Origin of the sequence: uncultured Aquimarina sp. (assembly GCF_947492965.1) — a bacterium.
Lineage (GTDB): Bacteria > Bacteroidota > Bacteroidia > Flavobacteriales > Flavobacteriaceae > Aquimarina.
The window spans coordinates 77,124-100,188 of sequence record NZ_CANLOZ010000003.1 but is presented as its reverse complement, the minus strand read 5'-3'; the positions used below and the strand labels follow the sequence as shown (position 1 = coordinate 100,188).

At 33.4% G+C, this 23,065-nt stretch carries 12 protein-coding genes; 8 read left to right on the top strand and 4 right to left on the bottom strand.

Annotated features, from left to right (window positions below):
* Positions 1–13 precede the first annotated feature (13 nt).
* The gene (locus Q1B37_RS08595) at positions 14–2,401 is read right to left on the bottom strand and encodes an inorganic phosphate transporter (protein WP_299897870.1); all 2,388 of its coding nucleotides are present in this window, start codon (positions 2,399–2,401) and stop codon (positions 14–16) included.
* 539 nt (positions 2,402–2,940) lie between these two features.
* Here Q1B37_RS08595 and Q1B37_RS08590 point away from each other — a divergent pair.
* From Q1B37_RS08590 to Q1B37_RS08560, 7 genes are all read left to right on the top strand, one after another.
* Positions 2,941–3,300: a nicotinic acid mononucleotide adenyltransferase gene (locus Q1B37_RS08590; protein WP_299605147.1), complete on the top strand. Its 360-nt coding sequence runs from the start codon at positions 2,941–2,943 to the stop codon at positions 3,298–3,300.
* 383 nt (positions 3,301–3,683) lie between these two features.
* On the top strand, positions 3,684–6,539 hold the full coding sequence (locus Q1B37_RS08585) for a TonB-dependent receptor (protein ID WP_299605144.1): 2,856 nt from the start codon (positions 3,684–3,686) through the stop codon (positions 6,537–6,539).
* A 44-nt stretch (positions 6,540–6,583) separates the two neighbouring features.
* Positions 6,584–7,747: a multidrug transporter gene (locus Q1B37_RS08580; RefSeq protein ID WP_299897867.1), complete on the top strand. Its 1,164-nt coding sequence runs from the start codon at positions 6,584–6,586 to the stop codon at positions 7,745–7,747.
* Positions 7,748–8,601: 854 nt separating this feature from the next.
* The gene (locus tag Q1B37_RS08575) at positions 8,602–11,445 is read left to right on the top strand and encodes a TonB-dependent receptor (protein WP_299897864.1); all 2,844 of its coding nucleotides are present in this window, start codon (positions 8,602–8,604) and stop codon (positions 11,443–11,445) included.
* 61 nt (positions 11,446–11,506) lie between these two features.
* Entirely contained in the window at positions 11,507–13,723 is a 2,217-nt protein-coding gene (locus tag Q1B37_RS08570; RefSeq protein ID WP_299897861.1) for a hypothetical protein, read from the top strand.
* A gap of 313 nt (positions 13,724–14,036) precedes the next feature.
* Positions 14,037–15,218 (top strand): T9SS type A sorting domain-containing protein, encoded by a 1,182-nt coding sequence (locus tag Q1B37_RS08565; RefSeq protein ID WP_299897858.1) that lies wholly within the window; start codon positions 14,037–14,039, stop codon positions 15,216–15,218.
* Between the two features lie 166 nt (positions 15,219–15,384).
* Entirely contained in the window at positions 15,385–16,641 is a 1,257-nt protein-coding gene (locus Q1B37_RS08560; protein WP_299897856.1) for a thrombospondin type 3 repeat-containing protein, read from the top strand.
* A 53-nt stretch (positions 16,642–16,694) separates the two neighbouring features.
* Here Q1B37_RS08560 and Q1B37_RS08555 read toward each other — a convergent pair whose 3' ends face one another.
* Together Q1B37_RS08555 and Q1B37_RS08550 are read right to left on the bottom strand one after the other, a co-directional pair.
* Positions 16,695–17,441, bottom strand: coding sequence for a hypothetical protein (locus tag Q1B37_RS08555; RefSeq protein WP_299897853.1), 747 nt, complete (start codon positions 17,439–17,441; stop codon positions 16,695–16,697).
* The gene (locus Q1B37_RS08550; protein ID WP_299897850.1) at positions 17,438–18,013 is read right to left on the bottom strand and encodes a sigma-70 family RNA polymerase sigma factor; all 576 of its coding nucleotides are present in this window, start codon (positions 18,011–18,013) and stop codon (positions 17,438–17,440) included. Before Q1B37_RS08550 ends, Q1B37_RS08555 begins: the two co-directional genes overlap by 4 nt.
* Positions 18,014–18,276: 263 nt before the next feature.
* Between Q1B37_RS08550 and Q1B37_RS08545 the strand changes: the two genes are divergently transcribed.
* Complete coding sequence (locus tag Q1B37_RS08545; protein ID WP_299897848.1) at positions 18,277–21,495, top strand: tetratricopeptide repeat protein; 3,219 nt, start codon at positions 18,277–18,279, stop codon at positions 21,493–21,495.
* Positions 21,496–21,657: 162 nt separating this feature from the next.
* On the opposite strand, the gene Q1B37_RS08540 is transcribed toward Q1B37_RS08545, so the two are convergent.
* Positions 21,658–23,064, bottom strand: coding sequence for an MATE family efflux transporter (locus Q1B37_RS08540; protein WP_299897845.1), 1,407 nt, complete (start codon positions 23,062–23,064; stop codon positions 21,658–21,660).
* Between the last annotated feature and the right edge of the window lies 1 nt (position 23,065).

Genomic DNA, 23,065 nt, shown 5'->3' with positions numbered 1-23,065 from the left:
ATTCTATAATCATCTAATCCTGATGATCTCTGTAGGTAGTTAATAAATTCATAGTAGCTGTTACAAGATCTTTAGTTTCCATCAACAACCCAAAGTAAAGAGTTGTGTTTTTAGGGCTACTTTCTTCTGTTCTTGTTCGTTCTACTTGTTTATTAATTTTATCTGTAACTAAGGTAAAGAGATTTTGTTTTTCTTCGATGATAGCATTCAACTTTCCAAATTCTCTGGTGTCAAAAATATCTTTGATACTCCCAAAAAACTCCTGTAGTTGCTCCTCAATTTCTTTTAGATCCTTGATTTGATTAAATCTAAGTTTCTTATGATTATTATTTACGTGTTTGTGACTATTTTTAGATATATATTCTAGGGATTGTGTAATATCTTCTAAATGCCCTAAAATAGAAATATAAAAACTACTGGCTCCAACGCTGGATTCATCAAGGTTTTTGATAAAGTAAAAGATACTATCTCTCAATTCTTCTACTTCCGTTTCCAATTTAGCGATCCCTTTTCTACTCTTTTTTAAGGATGCAAGATCATATTTAGCTAAACTATCAATGGTACTTCCGTAGATTTTATTCCCTCGATTTACAAAAGATTTGATATTGTCAGCACTCTCTTCTATCACTCCTTGTATAGAGCTACTTTCAGATTTTTTTAGACTATCTTCTGCTTTATCCGCTCTTGTTTTATTTCGATATCTAATGGTATTTCTAACCAATAAAAAGACTGCTACTAGAAGTAACACTCCGGTCATAATTGGCTGATTAAAATTAATCAAGAAAGCAATTAAAGCTGCTGCCAAAAATGCACTAATCGCTGTAAAAAACCATCCTCCGATTACATTTAATACTCCGGCCACACGATATACAGCACTTTCTGTTCCCCAAGCTCTATCTGCTAAAGAGGTACCCATTGCTACCATAAAAGTAACATAGGTAGTAGAAAGTGGAAGCTTCATAGAAGTAGCGATGGAAATTAACACGCCTGCTACCATAAGATTTACTGCAGCTCTTACCATATCAAAAGCAGGAAGATCTTCCTTTCTAGTCGTAGCCGCAACTGGAACTTCCTCAAACTGCTTTTCAGAAAAATCTTTAAAAGCTGCTGGAGTAATCGAAGAAATTACTTCCGAAATAAAAACCGTACCTCTAACAACACCTCTAGATAGAAAATTAGGTCGAAACTTTTCATCACCTTCTCCTTGGCGAGATAAATCTATGGAGGTTTTTACTACATTTCTGGCTTTTGTAGAAAACCAAAGTGTGAGTACCATAATTAATCCTGCTCCTAATAAAAATAATGTCGGGGTTTCTGCTTTTCCACTCAAAGAACTCATTAAAAATTCATTCGCAGGTATATTAGATGCACTCCACATCTCATACCCTTCATATGCCGCAATGGGAACTCCTATAAAATTCACCAAGTCATTTCCTGCAAAAGCAAGTGCTAAAGCAAAAGTTCCTACTATGATTATAAGTTTATAAATATTAACCTTTAAAAAGTTCATTACTACAAAAGAAATCAATGAGAGTAATGCAAACCCAGAGACAACTATGGTAAATACATTCGTTTCCAAAAATCCTCTTAAGGTTGTAGAGATGGTTCCAGCCTCTGCATCGATCTTAAAAAGATCTTTTTTAGCTTTTGCCATTTCTTTTAGCGTTTCATATGAGGTTTCGAAATAAGCATTTGCCCATTCTAAAAATCCTAAGCGTGTATCATTAGAAACAGTGTCTACAATTAGTTTTGCGTAATTGGTTCCTTTAATACCTTTAATAAATATGAAATATAAAATTGCTGTTAAGGCAATACCTCCAAATAAAGATCCTACCCATTTAGCTTTCTTTTCAAAATTAAAAGACAGTAAAAGCCTAGATAAATATTGGACGAAAGCCCCTACAGAAAAAGCTACCACTACCGACAATAAAATCCCCGCGATGATTTCACCAGCTTTCTTAGTATTTATATAGTTACCTAAATCGGCAACGGAAAGATCCGCATCTGCAGCAATTTTAAGTAAGGCTACACAAACAGCTGCTCCTAATAATTCAAATACAATAGATACCGTTGTTGAAGTTGGCATCCCCAGAGTGTTGAAGAAATCCAGCAGCAATATGTCGGTAATCATCACTGCCATAAAAATGATCATGATTTCATCGAAGTAGAACTCTCCTGGTACAAAAATCCCCTTACGGGCAACTTCCATTAACCCGCTAGAAAAAATAGCTCCAGCTGCAATACCGACACTAGCAACTATCATAATAGTTCTAAATGAAATGGCTTTAGAACCTATCGCAGAATTCAAAAAATTAACGGCATCATTACTAACACCAACAACCAAATCAGCAATAGCCAAAAAAGCTAAAGCTACAATCATCAAAATATAAATATCGTTCATATTTTCTTCACAATCTTATAAACCACAAAAGTGTTACTAAAAATCTTGCCGTATGTTATTGAAATGTTATCTTTTTTACACTATTTCATAATCGAAAAGCAGTTTACATTCTTTAAAAACAACAATTGATTCACAATGAATATACAAGGGTTTGAAATTGATTGTGATAAATATATTTCAAAATAAAAAACATATCAATCCCTTGATGAATTAATAAGCAATCTCATATAGCCTTTATTTTCTGGCAATCTCAAAAGCATGAAAGTAAATAAAAAACAATAAAACCTATGATTCAGTTACTTTGTAAAGTGATTTTACTTGTTTTTTTTTCACTGCAAACGGTCAAATTGTATCTTACATACAACTGTTAAACCTTACAAAAAACCATAACAAACCTTTTTGTTTTATAAACAAAATACTGATTTACAAATATTTACAGATCTAATGTTAATTTAATGTTACCTAAATGTTGTTTAAAAGTAAAATTAATGTTACATTTGTAATGTAATCATTAAGAACACCCCAATAAAAAATATAGTATGAAAAGTTTAGTATTAACATTAGCAGTTCTTTTTTCTGGTGCAATTATGGCACAAGACGTGAAACCTACTTTCGAAAAAGAAGGAAATACTATAAAAGGAACGTATTATTATGACAATGGTGAAATTCGTCAACAAGGGTTTTACAATAAAGAAGGAAAACTTCACGGAGAATGGAAGTCTTATGATGAGACAGGAAAGAAAATCTCAATGGGACAGTATGAAAATGGTGTAAAAACTGGAAAATGGTTCTTCTGGGAAGGTGAAAAATTATCAGAAGTAAACTATTCAGACAATTCTGTTGCTTCTGTAACAACATGGTCTAATAAAAGTGACGTAGTTGTAAATTACAAACAATAGTAAAATTTGCTACAATAATTTATAATGTGAAAACGCTCGGAAAATATTTCGAGCGTTTTTTTTATATCCTGTTTTTCGAGTAAAAATCAATCCTGTAGATGTACAAATTTGACTTTTTTATAAAAACAATTATTAAATATATTTTTACAATAAATCAGAAAAAATGTATTGTTAACATTTAGATAACTACCTGAAAAAAATATTTCAAAAAACTGATTATTAGGTTTTTAAATATTAAATAGCTTCAATTTTCAGAAAAGAAGTTATGAAAAACACTCTATTCAGATAACAATTACGTAACACTATAATCACTCTTATTTAATTTTTCAGTAACGCACAGGTAACAATAGCTAACGTTATTTGCACCGAATTTAGAACACGTTATGAGAAAAATTGTCATTCTCTGTGCACTATTCGTTGTTGGAATAGTTAGTGCGCAGGAAACTGGCTCTATAGCCGGTACTTTGCTTGATAAAGAAGCAAACAATCAACCGTTACCTTTTGCTAACGTACTTATAAAAGGCACGAGCAAAGGTACTACCACAGATTTTGATGGTTTATACACTATCGAAAATGTAACTCCAGGAACTTATACTTTAGAGTTTAGCTTCGTTGGTTATGAAACTTTAGAAAAAGAAGTTGTTGTAAAAGCCAATGAGACTACCACAGTAAATGCTACTATCGGTGCAAGTGCAGCTGCCTTAGATGAAGTTGTTATTAAAACCACTAGTAGAAAAAAAGAAAGTGTGCAAGCACTTCTTTTGGATCAAAAAGGAGCCGTAGTACAAAAACAAAGTATTGGTGCACAGGAGCTTTCTAACAAAGGAGTAAGTAACGCCGCAGCTGCAGTTACTAAAATTTCAGGAATCTCAAAACAAGAAGGTGGTGGTAATGTATACGTTAGAGGTCTAGGGGATCGATATCTAAACACCACGTTTAATGGATTATCGCTACCTGCAAACAATGTAGACAAGAAAAATATTGATCTTGGGTTGTTCGCTTCTGATGTTATCCAAAATATTGGAGTAAGCAAAACCTATGCTGCTAATTTTTATGGAGACTTCGCTGCTGGTAATGTAGATATAATTGCTAAAGAACATGTAGGAAAAGCTTATATAAATGCTGATTTAGGGAATAGTATAAATACCAATGCTATTGGCGAGAGATTTGTAAAAAGTGAAGGTACAGGATTCTTTGGGTTCTATAATAGATATAAAAATGATCCTTTTGCTGTCGTACTATCTCATGGAGTAGATCCTGTTTCATCAGAAGGACCTGTTGGGCTTTCTGGATCTATTACAGCAGGAAAATCTTGGGATATTGGCGAAGAATCTAAGCTAAGTATATTTGGAACTGCATCTTTTGGAAACAGTTACGAATATCTAAGAGGGGAAGCAGCCAATGTAACTGCAGCAGAAAACCAAATATTTAGAGATACTGAAATTTTTGAATATAGCAGAACTACTACTGCAATGACAAATATTGTATATCGTATCAATTCAGATCATAGCTTAAAATTCACCTCTTTATTCATTAATGATGCTACAGATGAAGTAGGACGTTTTGGAATCGATGGAAACGGGTTTAACCGTAACACCATCGCCGATATTGATGATTTTGGATTCTTTACACAAAATGTACAATTCGAACAAGACATGATCTATGTAAACCAACTTTCTGGAAAAAGTAACATTAACGAAAAAATAAAAGTTGACTACGGAATTGGTTTTAACAGTGTACTAGCTCGCCAACCAGACAGAAAGCGTATCGCTCTAGAACAATTCGACTTGGCATTGGATAATGATCCTACTACAAACCCAGTTCTTTTCCGCAACGTAGATTTCGACAACCAACGTTATTTCCAAAACATTGAAGACGAAGAATGGAACGGTCGAGTAAATGTAGCGTATGAGCATAAAGAAAATTTATCCTTTAATTTTGGGTACAACGGAAGAATCAAACAACGTGATTTTGATAACCAACGTTTTGGACTAAGTATTATAGAACCAAGAACCGAAGTTACAGATGTTAATGATTTCAATTCAATCTTTAGTATCGACAACTTAGGCGTTACGTATAATACAGTGGTGATAAATCCATTAGATCCTTCTATCGGATTAGGAGACACTAACCTTCCAGGACTTGCAGAAAACACCTATACTGGAAACTTAGATATTCATGCACTGTATGCAAATGCTATCTATAAATATGGTGACAAGTGGACATTTGTTCCTGGGTTACGTGTAGAATCTTTTAACCAGAGTATCGAATATGATGTAATCAATCTTGCATTTAACAATCCTGGACGTAATGAAGCTACTGAAACCTTTTTATTACCAAGTTTAAACGTAAAATATGCTTTAAATGAAGATCAAAACTTACGTTTTTCGGTAAGTAGAACAGTTTCTAACCCAGAGTTTAAAGAAGTTGCTCCATTTGTATATGAAAATGTAACCGATCGTATTGGAGGTAACCCAGATCTATTAAACGATCCTGCATTCTCTTCGATCATTAATTTAGATTTAAAATACGAATGGTTCTTCGATCAAGGTCAGATATTCTCTGTCGCAGCTTTTGCAAAGCAGATCAATGACCCTGTAAACTTAGTATCTGCAAATGATGCTACCGGAACACAACGTTTCTTTAGAACAGGAGACAAAGCAGAGGTATTTGGTATAGAACTAGAAGCACGTAAGGCATTATTAAAAACTTCTGAAGAAGAAAACCTTCTTTCTGCTGGTGTAAATATTACCTACACTTCTACCAGACAAGATTTAAAAACAGTTTCTGGTACATTCAACACCAATTTTAACAGAGACTCTGATCAATTACAAGGTGCATCACCATTCTTAATCAATGCCGATGTAAGCTATACACCAACTTTTGGCGATTACAAACCTGTAGCAAACCTAGTGTTCTCTTATTTCTCTGATCGTATTGATGCTTTAGGAGCTGGACAATTAGGAAATATTGTAGAAAAAGGAGTACCAACATTAGATTTTGTATGGAAAAACAAGGTACGTGACAACTTTGAAATCAACCTAAGTGTTAAAAACTTGTTGAACCCAACAATCGAAAGAGTACGTGAAAACGCTACCATATCAGAAGATGTTCTTACAACATTAGGAATTCCATTCAGCAGAAACGCTAATAACGAAATTAATCCAATAGAAGAGTTTGCTCTATCTAGTTATAAAAGAGGTGTAAACATTGGATTACAATTTAAATATACATTTTAACATACATAAAACGAACACGAATAAAATTTATTAAAACAAAAACCATGAAAGCAAATATATTTCTTTTAAAAATCGTTGCCATCGCTATGCTTTTTGCAGCTTGCGCAAGTGATGATACTTCGGATATTACTATCAATATAGATGGTAATGGCTCTCCAGTAAATCCAACAGATAATGTAATCGGAGGAACACTATCATCAGATCTTACACTAGAATTGGGTACAGAGTACTCTCTAACTAGTGCATTAATTGTACCAGAAGGTATTACGCTTACTGTAGAACCTGGTGTGGTAGTAAGAGCAGCAACTGGATCTGATGTATATATCGCAGTATTACAAGGAGGAGTGATCAATGCCGAAGGAACTTCTTCTAATCCAATCGTATTTACCTCTGCTACTTCTACTCCAAATCCTGGAGATTGGGGAGGTCTTATCTTATTAGGTAGAGCACCTATAAATTCTGTTGTTGGTGGAGACGCAACTTCTACTTCAGAAATTGGAGGATTACCATATGGTGGTAGTGTAGTAGATGATAATTCTGGTATCCTTAGATATGTTCGTATCGAATATTCTGGAGGAGCAGCAGATGCAGCTTCAGAAAATAACGGATTCTCTTTTTATGCAGTAGGAAATGGAACCACTATCGAATTTATCCAGGCTTTTGAAGGAGCAGATGACGGAGTAGAATTTTTTGGAGGAACTGTAAATGCTTCTTTTATCTCTGTTGTAGGGGCACAAGATGACTCTGTAGACTGGACAGAAGGATACACAGGAACATTAACTAATGTATATATCGAGCATAGACAATCTCATGACAAAGGAATCGAAGGAGATGGATTTAATACAGATATCGGAAACAACTCTAATCCAGTATTTTGGTCTGCACCAACAGTAACAAATCTTACAATTAACGGTCTTGGTTCTTCTAATGAAAATGAAGCGATCAGATTACGTGCTGGTACAAGAGCTACTTTTACTAATGTATTGTTAGAAGGTTTTGCTGAAGGTTTTGATTTAGATGATACTGAAACTGGAAATGGTGTTATTAATGACGAAACCTCTATCACTGATATTACTTTTGATGATATTACATTAAACCTTAAAAATGATACAGGAGCTACTTTTGGAGAAGCTGATGTAATCTCTGGAGTAGGTAACGGAACTGGAGCAGACTACAATTCATGGAACTCTGGTTGGACTCGTAACTAAACTACCACATCCCTACGGATGTTATTTTATAAAAAGAAAGCTGTTTAAAAATGATCTAAAATTTTTAAACGGCTTTTGTCGTGAAGAAAACTACTTTCTTAACCTTTTCTTTTCATTCTTAGCACTAAGATTACATTCTCATAATACAAGTATAATACTCCAGTAAAGTTTAACTAAAACAAAGTATTTTTATTTGTATCGATTAATTCAGAACGAGTTTTCTGGTGTATCAGACATCTCAGAATTTCAACAAACGACTTCTTATACATACATACGATAGGGAAAACTATTTTCTTTAAATAGCATACTACGATACGTGTTCGTAGAAGGCTGGAAGGTCATTATTATCCAACAACAATAATGGTTCTCTTCAGCCTTCTCATTTTTAATAATCTTCTATAAATGAATTTTTTAATATTTTCTTTAGAAGAGACACATGGTTGTACAGAAAATCTTACTTCATTCTCAAAAAAATACAAAAATATATTGAGTATTGATGAATTCACTTTATGCGATTGTTAACACAAAGATCTTTAAAATACTCTGTTTAACATTATCATAATGTTTATGTAATCTTTTCAAAAAACTAAAAAACCATAAAAAGGTAGTTTTTTTCAAAATTAAAATTCATCTTTTCAGATCCTATACTGAAACAAAATTATTTTCATATAATTGATTTTTAACGATTTACACAACCTGAAAGATTTCTAACAAAAAACCAAAAATAACTACACAAATCTACTTTCATTCTCGTGTTCTACAAATTACAATCCCTTAAACTAAGGATAATAGTAGGGTAAAATTCTTTACTGGAAAACCGTATTTATTTGTACCAGATTTATTAAGAACACGAAATGAGAAAATTTTGCACAGTTATCGCACTGTTTATTCTTGGATTAAATTTTGCACAAGAAACCGGAACCATCGCCGGAACACTTCTAGACAAAGAAGTAAACAACCAACCACTACCCTTTGCTAACATCGTCGTATTAGGAACTACTCTTGGAACCTCTTCTGATTTTGACGGAAAGTACGAAATCCCAAATGTACCCGCTGGGACGTACACCTTAGAATTTAGTTTTACGGGTTATGAAACCTTACGTATTCCGGATGTGGTTATCGAACCAGATAAAGTTACAGTAATCGACACTGCGCTGGGAGCTACCGCTGCAGCACTAGAAGAAGTAGTGATAAAAGTACAAACCAATAGAGAAAGAGAAGAAGCTTTATTATTAGAACAAAAAAATGCAATAACTCAAAAAATATCAATAGGAGCACAAGAATTAGCTAAAAAAGGTGTAGGTGATGTAGCAACCGCCGTTACTAAAGCTACTGGTATTTCTAAACAGGAAGGTTCAGGAAATATTTTCGTTCGCGGGTTAGGAGATCGATACAACGTGACTACCTTAAATGGTCTTCCATTACCATCAAATGACCCTTCAAAGAAAAATATTCAATTAGGGATTTTTAACACTAGTATAGTCGAAGCTATCGGCATTGACAAGACCTATAATGTCAGAAATTATGGAGATTTTGCAGGTGCCAATATAGATATAACATCAAAAGATTACAAAGGCTCTGGGTTTATGGAAGTTGGAATATCGACTGGTATTAATACTGAATCTGTAGCAGTAGATGAATTCTTCCTTACCGATGGACCAAGTAGAACTGGCTTTTATGATACCAACGCTCCTGAATTCCCATTGAATAATTATAATTTCACTACTAGTTGGGATAGAGAGAAAACATCTAATCCATTTAATTCCAATGTTTCCTTAAAAGGTGGAGATTCATATTATCTCTTTGGAGGAGAGACAAAACTTAGCATTTTTGGTGTTGGATCTTTTGGTAATAATTACACGTACCAAGAAGGTGTTTCGCGAGGTAGTGTAAATGTAAACTCTGTTGCACAAAGCGATTTTGACTATTTTGATTTTGGATACAATACCAATACTACCTTAATGGGTAATATTGGATTAAAATATCGCAATCATAAAGTTGTATATAATGTTCTATATCTTAACAACACTAGCGAAAGACAACGTGAATTCTTCGGAATTATTGATGTGGAGGATGATGCACCAAACGGTGGAGGTTTTATCCAAAGATCTGTATTCTTAAGAACTTCATTAATTACCCATCAGTTATTAGGAGAACACAAAATTTCAGAAAACTTTGAGTTTGACTGGGGAGCATCTTATAACTTTTTAGAAAATAATGAGCCAGATAGAAGACAAGTAACTTTAGTTCCAAGAACTCCTAATGAGCCTGATGGACCAAAGTCTTTCTTATTAGTGTCTGCTGCTTCCGATAACCATAGATTCTTTGCCGATCTTATTGAAGATGAAATAGCAGGAAGATTTGAGGCTTCCTATAAATTTAAGAGAAATGAAGAAGACCTTTTCGATGGTAAACTGTCTATTGGGTATAGTGGAAGATTCAAAAATGTTGATTTCGAAGCTGAGCAGTTCAACTTTCAAATTTTTAATAGAGTTCCTCAACCAGATGTTGACGTAAGAAACGTTGATGCTTACTTTAATCAAGAAAACTTAAACGCAGGCTTATATAGAATCAGAACTTTTAGAGGAACTTTAGATACTCCTGGAGCACTTAACCCCCAATTTTATAAGGGAGATCAACAAATCAATGCAGCATATTTAAGTTTGGAATATAAATTTGCATCTAAATTCACTTTACTAGCAGGAATTAGAGCAGAACAAATAAACCAAAATATAGAATGGAGTACCGTAATTAATGGTGAAGGAGAAAATGAACTAGATGAATTAGAAATACTTCCTTCATTATCTTTAAAGTATGCCCATAATGAAAAACAAAACTTTAAACTTGCCGCAAGTAAATCATATACTTTACCACAATTCAAAGAAAGAGCTCCTTTCCTATATCAAGAGGTGAATCAAGATTACTTTGGTAACCCATTCCTGACACTATCCACTAACTATAATGTAGACGTTAAATGGGAGTACTTTCCAAAATCTAGTGAAATAATTTCCTTAGGCGTTTTCGGGAAAATTATCGAAAACCCAATAAATTCCATAACAATTCAATCAGCTTCAAACGATATAACTTGGGCAAATACAGGTGATCAAGCAACAGCTTTTGGTGCAGAATTAGAAGTAAGAAAACTATTATTTCAGCAAGAAAGAGAAGTTAAAGACCAAATCTTAAAGCAAAATTTTACAGCCGGCATAAATGCAGCTTACATGATCCACAATCAAGAATTAGATGGTCAAAAAGTATTAGATGAATCTGGATTAAGTTTTGACCCAACATATTCTGAAACTGGGCTATCTGGTGCTTCTGATCTAGTTGCAAATGCAGATGTAAGTTACTATAAAGATTTTGCAAAAGACAGAAATCTACAATTAACCCTAGCTGCTAATTATTTCTCTGACAGAATCTTTGCTTTAGGAAACTTTGGGAAAGGAAATATTATTGAGAAAGCTGTACCAACTTTAGATTTCATAGCTAAAACACAACTATCCGAGAGAGTTTCTTTAGGATTGTCATTTCAAAACATTCTAAATCCCGAAATCGAAAGATTTCAACAAGAAGTAACAGACAGTAACGGTGATATAAATCCTATAAGAAGTGGAACAGATCTTCAACAAAGAGATGTTGATATGTTGTCTTACAAAAAAGGATACAACCTAAAGCTGTCTTTTAACTATACTTTTTAACTAAACAATGACTTTTTATAAAAAAGCGAACAATTTTTATTCACAACTAAAATTCAAAAAAATGAAAAAAGTTCTTTTTACATTAATATTAATGTTTGCCACAGGCGCATTTGTCGTGTCATGTAGTGGTGATGATGATTCAGGTTCCACCGCATCTTGTACTGATGGTGTACAAAACGGTGATGAAACTGGTATTGACTGTGGTGGCTCTTGTACCCCTTGTACTTCTGCTAATTTATCTGGTGATGTAATAGCTGATACCACACTAGACGCATCATTAGACTACGAACTTACTGGAGCTTATGTAGTAAAGTCTGGAGCTTCTTTAACAATCCCTGCTGGTACTGTAATTAAAGCTACGGGTGGAACTGCTGCATATATAGCAGTTGAGCGTGGTGCTCAAATTTTTATTAATGGTACTTCCGCAAATCCAGTTGTAATGACCTCAGCTTCTGCAAATCCTGCTCCTGGTGATTGGGGTGGATTAGTAATTTGTGGTGATGCTCCAACGAACAAAGGAAATAATGTAACATCTGAAGTTGCTGATCTTCAATATGGTGGAACAACTGCTAATGACAATTCTGGTTCTATTCGTTATTTAAGAGTTGAATATACTGGTGCTACTTTCTCTAACGATAAAGAATTTAATGGTGTATCTCTTTTTGGTGTTGGTTCTGGAACTACGTTCGAATTCGTTCAGTCTTTTGAAGGTGGTGATGACGGAATCGAGTTCTTTGGTGGAACTGTAAATGGAGAAAATCTTGTTTCTACTAATAGTGGTGATGATTCTATTGACTTCGCAGATGGATGGGCAGGAAACGGAGAAAACTGGTATATTTCTGGTGGAGCAAAAGCTGGTATAGAAGGATCTAATAATGGGGACAATGGTAACGCTGCTCCAGTAACTAATACTACCCTTGCTAATATCACTGTAGTTGGACCAGTAACTGAAGGTGCTTTATTTTATAAAGAAGGTGGAGGAAACTTCACAATAGACAATTTCTATACAAGTAATGTAAATGTTGGGATCACTGTATCAGATACAGATGCCGAAGCTGCTGCTAGAATCGAAAATGGTGACTTAACTATAACGAACATTCAGTTTGCGGATGCTCCTACTGATCTTGATATTACTAATTATACTGGTGCTAACCAATCTTTCTTTACAGAAGGTATTGCTACTGGTGCTGGTAACGGCGCTGCTTCTCCAGATTGGGCTGCAGGATGGACGAGAGGTCTTGACAATAGTGGTGCTTCTAGCACGCAAAATTTAGCTGGTGAGATAACAGGCGATGTTACTTTAAGCGCGGATGTTGAATATCAATTAACTAGTTCCTTTTATGTAAGATCAGGTGGTTCTTTAACTATTCCTGCTGGAACTACGATCAAAGCTACTGGAGGTACAGCTGCCTTTATTGCCGTAGAAAGAGGAGCTCAAATCTTTGTAAATGGTACTGCCACAAATCCAGTTGTAATGACTTCTGGTGCGGCAACACCTGCTCCTGCTGATTGGGGTGGATTAGTAATATGTGGAGATGCTCCAACAAATAAAGGAACTAATGTTACTTCTGAAGTTGCTGATCTTCAATATGGTGGTAATACTGCTAATGATAATTCTGGATCTATTCGTTACTTAAGAGTTGAGTACACTGGTGCTACTTTCTCTAACGATAAAGAATTTAACGGTGTATCTCTTTTTGGTGTTGGTTCTGGAACTACTTTTGAGTATGTACAATCTTTAAACGGAGGTGATGACGGAATAGAGTTCTTTGGTGGAACAGTATCAGGAAACTTCTTAGTATCTATAGGAAGTGGAGATGATTCTATTGACTTTGCTGACGGATGGGCAGGAAACGGAGATAGCTGGTATATCTCTAAAGGTGCCAAAGCTGGTATCGAAGGATCTAATAATGGCGATAATGGTAATGCAACACCAGTTACTACTACAACACTTTCTAACATTACCGTTGTAGGACCAGTAACTGAAGGTGCTCTTTTCTTTAAAGAAGGTGGAGGAAACTTTACGATTACTAATTTTTATACTGAAGGTGTAGATCTTGGTGTAAACATTAGTAGTACTGATGCAGAAGCAGCTGTTCGTATTGAAGCTAACGCTCTTTCTATCAATCCAATGCAATTTGCAAGTCCTGCAACAGGTTTTGAACAAACCAATTATGGAGGTGTTAACCAAAGCTTTATCACTGTAGGTGATAATACTGGAGCTGGTAATGGTGCAGCAGAACCAACTTGGGCTAATGGATGGGCTACTGGTTTCTAATCATAACTAAAATATAAATGAATACTAAAAACACCCTCCGAGAGGGTGTTTTTTTTTACCCCAAATCAACAAATATAAATTCGTTAGACCCAACCAAAGTCATATGATTATCATCTTATACATTCTTGTTCATTAATAACATATTTTAATCAAAGGCTATTTCATGATTATAAGTAAAGTAAAAGTGATTTCTTTCTTAGGGAAACATTAATAAAATCCCACAAAATGAACAAATCATTAATTGAGTTTTTTAGCACGTAACATTAGTACTACAAATGACACTCTATGTTATAAACCTTTTAAAACTTTACTAATGAAAAAAATCTATGTATTATTCATTCTATTAACGTCGATGATGCAAGCGCAAGTCGATATTCAAAACTTTAAAGTAACCTCTCCTACTAATGAAACTTTTACTTGGAACAATGGTCAACGTTTTAAATACAAATTTGACATTCGAGGAAATTATGGTTATAACGAAATCAAATTGAAAGTCTATGCCGAATCTGTAACATCTAATAATCTTATTGGATTAATTAGATGGAATCGTGAAGGCGATGACAACCTATCATTTAGCTCTTATACTACAAAATCTATGTGGGTAAGTATATTCAACAATTGGAATGGCAGAAGCTTTAACACTAACCCCACAAAAAAATTCTATTTAGTCGCAGAGTATCAAGGAAATTCACGAACCTATACCTATACAATACCCGACGGTGATAACGATGGAGATGGTGTTACTAACACGCAAGATGAATGCCCAAATGAAGCAGGACCAGCTTCAAATAACGGATGCCCTTTACCTCCTGATCTTATAACCGCTAATTTAACGATCAAAACGAAAACATCTACAGGTGGTTCAATCACATATAATTATGATCATATTACCTATACACCTTCTTTATACTACAATAAATCGGCAGAATTCTCTGTGAAGGTTAAAAATAAAGGAGCAGGTAAAACCAATAGATCGTGTGAATTACGCGTAGTTATTGCAGCGAATAAAAATTCGTATCCAGATTGGAATCCGGGTGAAGCACAACCTTACGTTTACAGAGATTTTACAGTTCCTGTTTTAGAAAGTGGAGAAGAAAAAACATTTAAGTTTACCGAATACTTAGCCGATTATATGGGTTCAGTACCTCTGTATGATGAAGTTACGTACTACATATTTTTCCATATTGATTGGAGAGAAGTAACTAATGAGCCTCCCTCTGCATTCAATAATAACATCAATAGATATGCCTTTAAATATATAAAAGACAAATCCTCTGGAGGTATTGGAATTATTGTACCGATTGATTCTGATTTTGACTCAAAAAGTAGTATCCCAAATGAGTATTATAATGTAGCTATTTTTAATCTTCAGGGAATTTTGGTAAAACAAAAAACAGTTACCGATGAGCAAGAAGAACAAAAGTTAATTGAAGAACTACCTAAAGGATTCTACATCATTAAAAATGATCAAAGAACTTATAAAGTAGGAAAGTAATTAAACTTAAATAACCTTATCCTAATAACAGTAAAACCCGTTTCAAATTTTGAAGAGGGTTTTTTATTCTAAAAATTTAAAAAAAGTTGTTTTTAAACGGTCACAATGTTCTTATAAAATGGATTAACGATAGTAAAAACATATATCTAATTTTAAAACCATTTTTATGATGAAAACAAAGACAAAAAACTACATTTTATTATTAACGTTTTTAACGCTCTCGATATCGTTATCTGCTCAATCTCATAAATATCATCGATTGGTAAAACTAGGAACTTCATTGACCGATAATATTATAAATTCAGTTTGTAATAATCAGGATTTCGATGTCCCAACTTTGAAAGTAAATATAAGGCTAAATACTCCACTAGCAGTTGGAAAAATATACCTCATTAATATTACTGATGGTGATTTAAGTATTCCTTATAATACTCCTACGTACTATTTGGTAGAATTAGCATCAAATTCATCTAATTCAGATGCAGAGAATATTATTACTGCACCTATTGGTCTACCTGAATTCATATTTTGTGATAGTGATGGAGACGAGGTTTCAGACGAAGACGATAATTGTCCAACAATACCAAATACAGATCAGAAAGATTTAGATGGAGATGGAATTGGTGACGTTTGCGATAATCAAGATAATAGAGATTTCGATAATGATGGTGTAGAGAATTATGAAGATCAATGCCCAAATGAAGCAGGACCAGCTTCGAATAACGGATGCCCTTTTCCTGATCTTATTACCGCGAATTTAACCATCAAAACAAAAACAGCTACGGGTGGCTCTATTACTTACGATTATGATAAAATTACCTATACCCCTCCTTTATATTACAATAAATCAGCAGAATTCTCTGTGAAGGTAAAAAATAAAGGAGCAGGTAAAACCAATAGATCGTGTGAATTACACGTAGTTATTGCTGCGAATAAAAATTCGTATCCAGATTGGAATCCAGGTGAAGCACAACCTTATGTATATAGAGATTTTACAGTTCCTGTTTTAGAAAGTGGAGAAGAAAAAACATTTAAATTCACCGAGAACATGTTTGATTATATGGGCTCAATCCCTTTATACGATGAAGTTACGTACTACATATTTTTCCATATTGATTGGAGAGAAGTAACTAATGAGCCTCCCTCTGCATTCAATAATAACATCAATAGATATGCCTTTAAATATATAAAAGACAAATCCTCTGGAGGTATTGGAATTATTGTACCGATTGATTCTGATTTTGACTCAAAAAGTAGTATTTCAAACAAATCTTATAATCTAGCTATTTTTAATCTTCAGGGAATTTTGGTAAAACAAAAAACAGTTACCGATGAGCAAGAAGAACAAAAGTTAATTGAAGAGTTACCTAAAGGATTTTACATCATTAAAAATGATCAAAGAACCTATAAAGTGGCGAAGTAATTAAAAATAGATGACCAGAAACTTAGTAATACATAATCTAAGTTTCTGGTTTTTTAATTTTTAAGTTTTAGCATTTCCTCAAGAAGCTGGATTGCTTTTTTTCGATAGCGACCATCATATTCGATAAGATTCTTTACATAAAATACAGCTTTTTGTAAATCACCTATTTTTAAATACGTAAGAGATAAATACCATTGTGCATCCTCGTAATAACCACTCTTATAAGGTATTTCTTCAAAAAAGGCAATTGCCTTTTTTTCCTGGTCAACGAGTAGATAGCTATTTCCAAGATATATTTTCATTTCGTCTGTAAATACGGCATCTGATATCTCGGATGATTGTAAAATCACTTGATCATATAATTTTTTACTGTACGCAATCTTAATATTTTCCAAAGATTTTGATACTCCTGACCGAACTTCATTATTTACAGGAAACGGACTAAAATACTCACTATACAATGCATCCGCTGGATTAGAATAATTTAAATTTGTGTATAACAAAACTCCCACACTGATGATGACGGCAATTGCAGCAGCAATACCAATATATCTATAGCGATGTCGTTTCGCTTTTTTGTTCTCTTCTTCAATTTCCTTTCCTATAGTTGTAAGTTCCTTTTTAAAGGACACTAGTTTTTTTTCTTGCAAAACGGTTTTAAGGGTTTTATGTCTGGCTACTTCTAATTGTAATTTAGGATTAGCATCCAATTCTTTCTCAAAATCCGCTCTTTCAGACGCTGATAAAGTATCCGAAAGAAATCTATCTATGGTATCAAATAATTCTTCTGTTCGTTTCATAAGCTTGATTTTATGAAATCTTCATATTTTACCTCATCATATAATGGATCATTCTCTATTTGTTCCATTAAGGATTTTTTGCATTTATATTTCTTTCTTCTACAGTACAATTCAGAATAACCTGTGATTTCAGCAATTTCTCGCATACTTTTATCCTCAAAAACCAACTCTAATAGTTGCTGACATGCCAGAGATAAAGAGACAAAATATTTACGATATAAATTCCCCCTTTCTTGATTTGTTAGATCTTCTATAGTAGTATCTTGCATTTCTCCTTCTTGAAGGGTGTTAGTAAGAAAAATGCTACGCTTCTTAGCTAGTCTTTGTTTCCAAAGGTTTTTACATATCCCAAAAAAATAGGTTTTAAGTCTAACGGTAAGTTTCAGGTTATTGGATAACAATTTTTCGTACAACACTACCATAGCATCTTGAAACACATCTTCTACATCTTCCTTATTACCAGAATTTTGTATGATATATTTTCTTATATATTTTAAGTTATCTCGGTAAAAAGCTTTAATAATCACCCGATCATTTTCTACAATTCCGTTTAAAATCTCCTCGTCACTCATTATAACTACCTTTCCAAAGCTTTCATATTTTTTTAAATAACATAGTTTTTTGCAAACGAATTATTAATGAAAATATTGATTAAAATCACAAACGAATTTCGTATTAATAAATTATTAAATCATCATATTTTCATGAAAAAATGACACATTTTTAATTCCTTTGTTTGTCTTTTATTTTATCACCCATCCGTTAATACATATCCATGCACCAATCCCCTTTTGCAAAGTTTTTTATTATTCTATTTTTCTTAAGCCATCATCTTTTGGGACAGACTTCAAAAGATACAGTTAATGCCAATTTATATCAACAAAAAGGAGATTCTTTAGTACAGCGTCAGCATCTAGATAGTGCGATTATCTATTATCAAAAATCAGCAGATATTTATAAATCTCTTCAATATTGGAAAAAAACAGCCTCTAGTTACAATAAAATAGCTAGTGTATACCTAAAAAAGACAACTCTGGACAGCGCTCTACATTTTTCCAAAAAGGCATTTAGTATATGTGAATCAAAACTAGAAAAAAATAATATCGAAAAAGCCAATTCCTTAGAAAATATTGGCTGGTATTATTATGAGCAATCTGAATTCGAAAATGCTCTGAGAAAATTTAAAGATGGATTGAAAATAAAACTGGAAATACTTCCCGAAAATCATATTGCTTTTGCTAATGCATATAATAATTTGGGTAGAGTCTATTCTAAAACTGCACAATTGAATTTATCGTTAAATGCATATCAAAAAGCATTACAAATTGCTAAAAATTATCCAAACAGCCCTAATAGTAATATTGGTCTTTATTATAATAACGTAGCAGGTATTTTTTATCGGAGAGGAGAATACGATGAAGCAATTGAAACATTGAAAAAAGCAATAGAATTTCAAAACGATATTTCAAATCATCACCACCCTAAAAGTGTAAATTATTATAATAATTTAGGGAATTTATTCATGTCAAAAGGAGATTCAGAAAATGGATTAAAAAATTATAAAATAGCATTAAATACTCAAAATTTTATTAAATCTACTAATAAATTGTTGACAGCTTCTATTTATAATAATATAGGCAATGCTCATAATTCTTTGGGAAATTTCAATAAAGCGTTAACATATCACAAAAAATCTTTAACGATTCGACAAAAAAGATATGGTGAATTACATTATTCAATAGCATCATCCTATATGAACATAGGAAATGCTTTTTCAAATTTAGATGAGATTACCAGCGCACTAGAAAACTATACTAAATCACAAGAAATTTACGAAAAAATATTCTCAGAAGAACATCCTAGAATTGCACAAATTTATGGTAATAAGGCAATTGCTCTTCAAAGACAAGGAAATACAGATGAAGCTCTCAATTTTTTAAAAAAAACATTAAACATATATACTACTAACTATGGAAACACGCATCCCAAAGTAGCAAAAACACATTCTACAATTGCTTGGTACTTCTACGAAAACAAATTGTTAAACAAAGCCCTATTTCATTCAAAAATTGCGCTAGACATTAACAAAAATCTTTTCGGCAAAATAAATTCAAAAAATTCTGAACTTTACAATTTTTTTGCTAGAGTTTATATCGAAAAAAAGATGGGCAAAGAAGCATTGGACTTTTGTGAAAAAGCTATTATAGCTAATTCAAGATATCAAAAAAAATCAAAAACCCACTCAGTTTTTAATCCTAAAATTTATTTCGACCCTAGTATTGCTTTGATGAGTTTGAAATTAAAAGCAAACTCTTTTAAACTTTTATTTGAGACCAATAAAAAAATTAAAGACTTACAGAAAGCAACACAATATTATCAAAAAGCAGATAGTATTATACATTATCTTAAAAATTTCAAAAAAAATCATCAAGACAAAGTTATTTTATCCAGCGACATAAAGGAAATTTACAAAAATTCCATCGAAGCTGAATTTCTTTCTTATAAAGTTAAAAACAATCCTACGCATTTAATAAAGGCTTTCGAGTACAGCGAAAAAAGCAAAGCCAATACTCTTAAAAATTTGCTTACAACTACTAGAGCCAAAAACTTCGCTGGTTTGTCTAAAGAAACGCTCTTATTAGAACAGAACCTAAAAACCAATCTGGCATTTTACACTTCAAACATTACTAATCAATTACAGACGAAAAATCCTGATACTGCAAAAATTAGATTCTATGAAAATAAAATATTTGATATATCAAGAAAACAAGATTCTTTAACCGATTTCTTAGAACAAAATCATCCGAACTACTATCGTCTTAAATACAAAAACACATTTCTTACAGTACCCGAAATTCAGGAAAGATTATCTAACAACACTACAATTCTTGAATTTTTTACTGCTGATAGTGTTACGTATGCTTTTACGCTAAATAAAAATGACATCAACGTTTCTAAAATAGCCACTCCCAATATTGCACAGAAAATACAGCATTTTAGAGAACATATTACTTCCAAAAATATTATTGATTACAAGAATAATGCAGAAAGTTTATATACAACACTTATCAAACCCATAGTTCACCAACTAAAAGGAGATGAATTGATTATAGTTCCAGATGGTCCTTTATGGCATCTAAATTTTGATTTACTATTAACTAAAGAAAGTACTAGCAAAGATCCAAAGCAATTGCCCTATATGCTTCGTGATTATGCTATATCCTATGCTAATTCTGTAAATGTTCTTTTTTCAAAAAACCATTCCAACAAAAACTCAAAACTATTGCAAGAATGTTTGGCCTTTTCTTTTTCGGATAGTACACAAATTACAGATTCTGAATCCTTATCATTTAATATGCTAAGAAACGCAGATGCAGATCTTCCTGGCACTAGAGAAGAGATTAGTGCCATTTCCGAAATTGTAAATGGGCAGTATTATTATGGCGCTCAGGCGATAGAAAAAAACTTTAAAAAGACAGCTCATCAATATAATATACTGCATTTAGCATTACACGGAGAAGTTGATAATGAACATCCTGAAAACTCTAAGTTATACTTTACGAAAAGTAATGACTCAATTGAGGATGATTTGTTATATAGTCATGAGTTATTTGCTTTAGATATTCCTGCCGAGTTAGTAGTTTTAAGTGCCTGCAATACTGGAACGGGTAAAATCGCAGAAGGCGAAGGAATTATGAGTCTAGGAAATGCTTTTCAATATGCTGGTTCTAAAAGCTTATTACTAACAAACTGGGAAGTTCCTGATCAAAATACTCCTGAGATTATGCGCAATTTCTATACGCATTTATCATCTAAAATGAGTAAATCAAAAGCGCTGCAACAAGCTAAATTAAACTATTTAAAAAATGCCGATATTACAAGATCACATCCCTTTTATTGGGGAAGTTTTTATATACTTGGAGACAATAAAGCTATAGATCTTCAAACTCCGTCTGATATATCTAAAACAATAACTTGGTTTGTTTTACTTATACTAGTTTTATGTTTAACCTATTTTATACTAAAAAGAAGAAAAAAGCTATCTAAAAAGTAATATATAATTGTCAAACTATGCTTCCTCTATAAGCAGATAGGCGCAGAAGTTTCTAATCATTTGATTGTCAGTCAATCTTCAACAGATCCTGTTTTGAGCCTGTCGAACGGCTCAGAGCGATAAATACAACTTTTTAGTACTTTTTAAACAGCTTATTTCCCTTCACACCTTCACCGATTTCCAGTTCCCTTTTCTAAACCATATGATACTAATTACAGCAATGAGTACTTCTGCAAAAGTAATGGCAAGAAAAACTCCCATCGCTCCCCAATCAAATAATATGGCAGCTAGGTATGCAAACGGTAATTGAAATACCCAAAAACAAAAGAAATTGATAATTGTTGGTGTTTTGGTATCACCTGCTCCATTAAATGATTGAATGATGACCATACCATACGCATAAAACACATAACCTGCAGCAATCACACGAAGACTTAACGCGCCATAGGTAATTACTTTTGGTTCCTCACTAAAAAACCCGATAATATATTCGGCCAATATTAGGTATACAAAAGAAACGAACACCATAAAGATTGCATTATACTTACCGGTTTTCCATACGGATTGTTCTGCTCGATCTGGTTTGCCAGCTCCCAAGTTTTGTCCTACCAAAGTCGCAGCAGCATTACTCATACCCCAAGATGGCATTAAGGTAAACATCAAAACTCGAATTGCAATCGTATATCCTGCTAATACTTCGCTACCAAACTCTGCCATAATACGCATTAAAAACACCCAACTAGAAGTTCCGATAATAAACTGTCCAATTCCACCAAGAGAAACTTTTATCAGATTAAGCATCACTTTAGATCGCAGTACAATATCTTTTAATGTTACTTTAATTTTGCTCCAGCCAAAGAATAAAATCATTAATTGTAGTACTACTGCTGTTCCTCTACCAATGGTTGTGGCGATAGCTGCGCCTTGTACTCCAAATTCTGGAATAGGTCCAAACCCAAAAATAAATAGTGGGTCCAAAATAATATTAAGAACATTAGAAACAATCAACACAATCATTGCCACTGATGCATCACCTGCACCTCTAAAAACTGCATTGATCAAAAACAAAAGCATGATGGTAATATTCCCTCCTAATAAAACCTGAGTGTAGCCATATCCTTCGGCTATGAGATCCGCTTCTGCTCCCATGAGTGCTAAAATTTCTTTCGGAAACAGTATCCCAACGATACTAATGAATATTGCTACTGCAATTCCAAGAAATATAGACTGTACTGCTGCTTGAGAAGCGCCTTCGATATCTCTTTCGCCTACTCTTCTTGCTACAATAGCAGTTACACCCATACTCAGTCCAATCGCTACCGCATAAATAAGTGTAATTACAGATTCTGTGATGCCAACGGTTGCTATTGCATTTGCTCCCAAACTAGAAACCCAATATGCATCTACCAATGCAAATATGGATTCCATCATCATTTCCAGAATCATAGGAATGGCCAGCATGAAGACCGCCTTGCGAATACTGCCGGTTGAAAATTCTTTTTCTTTACCTGTTACAGCTATTTTAAAGTAAGAAAATAATTTGGTTAAGGTTATTTTATTGTGTGCCATG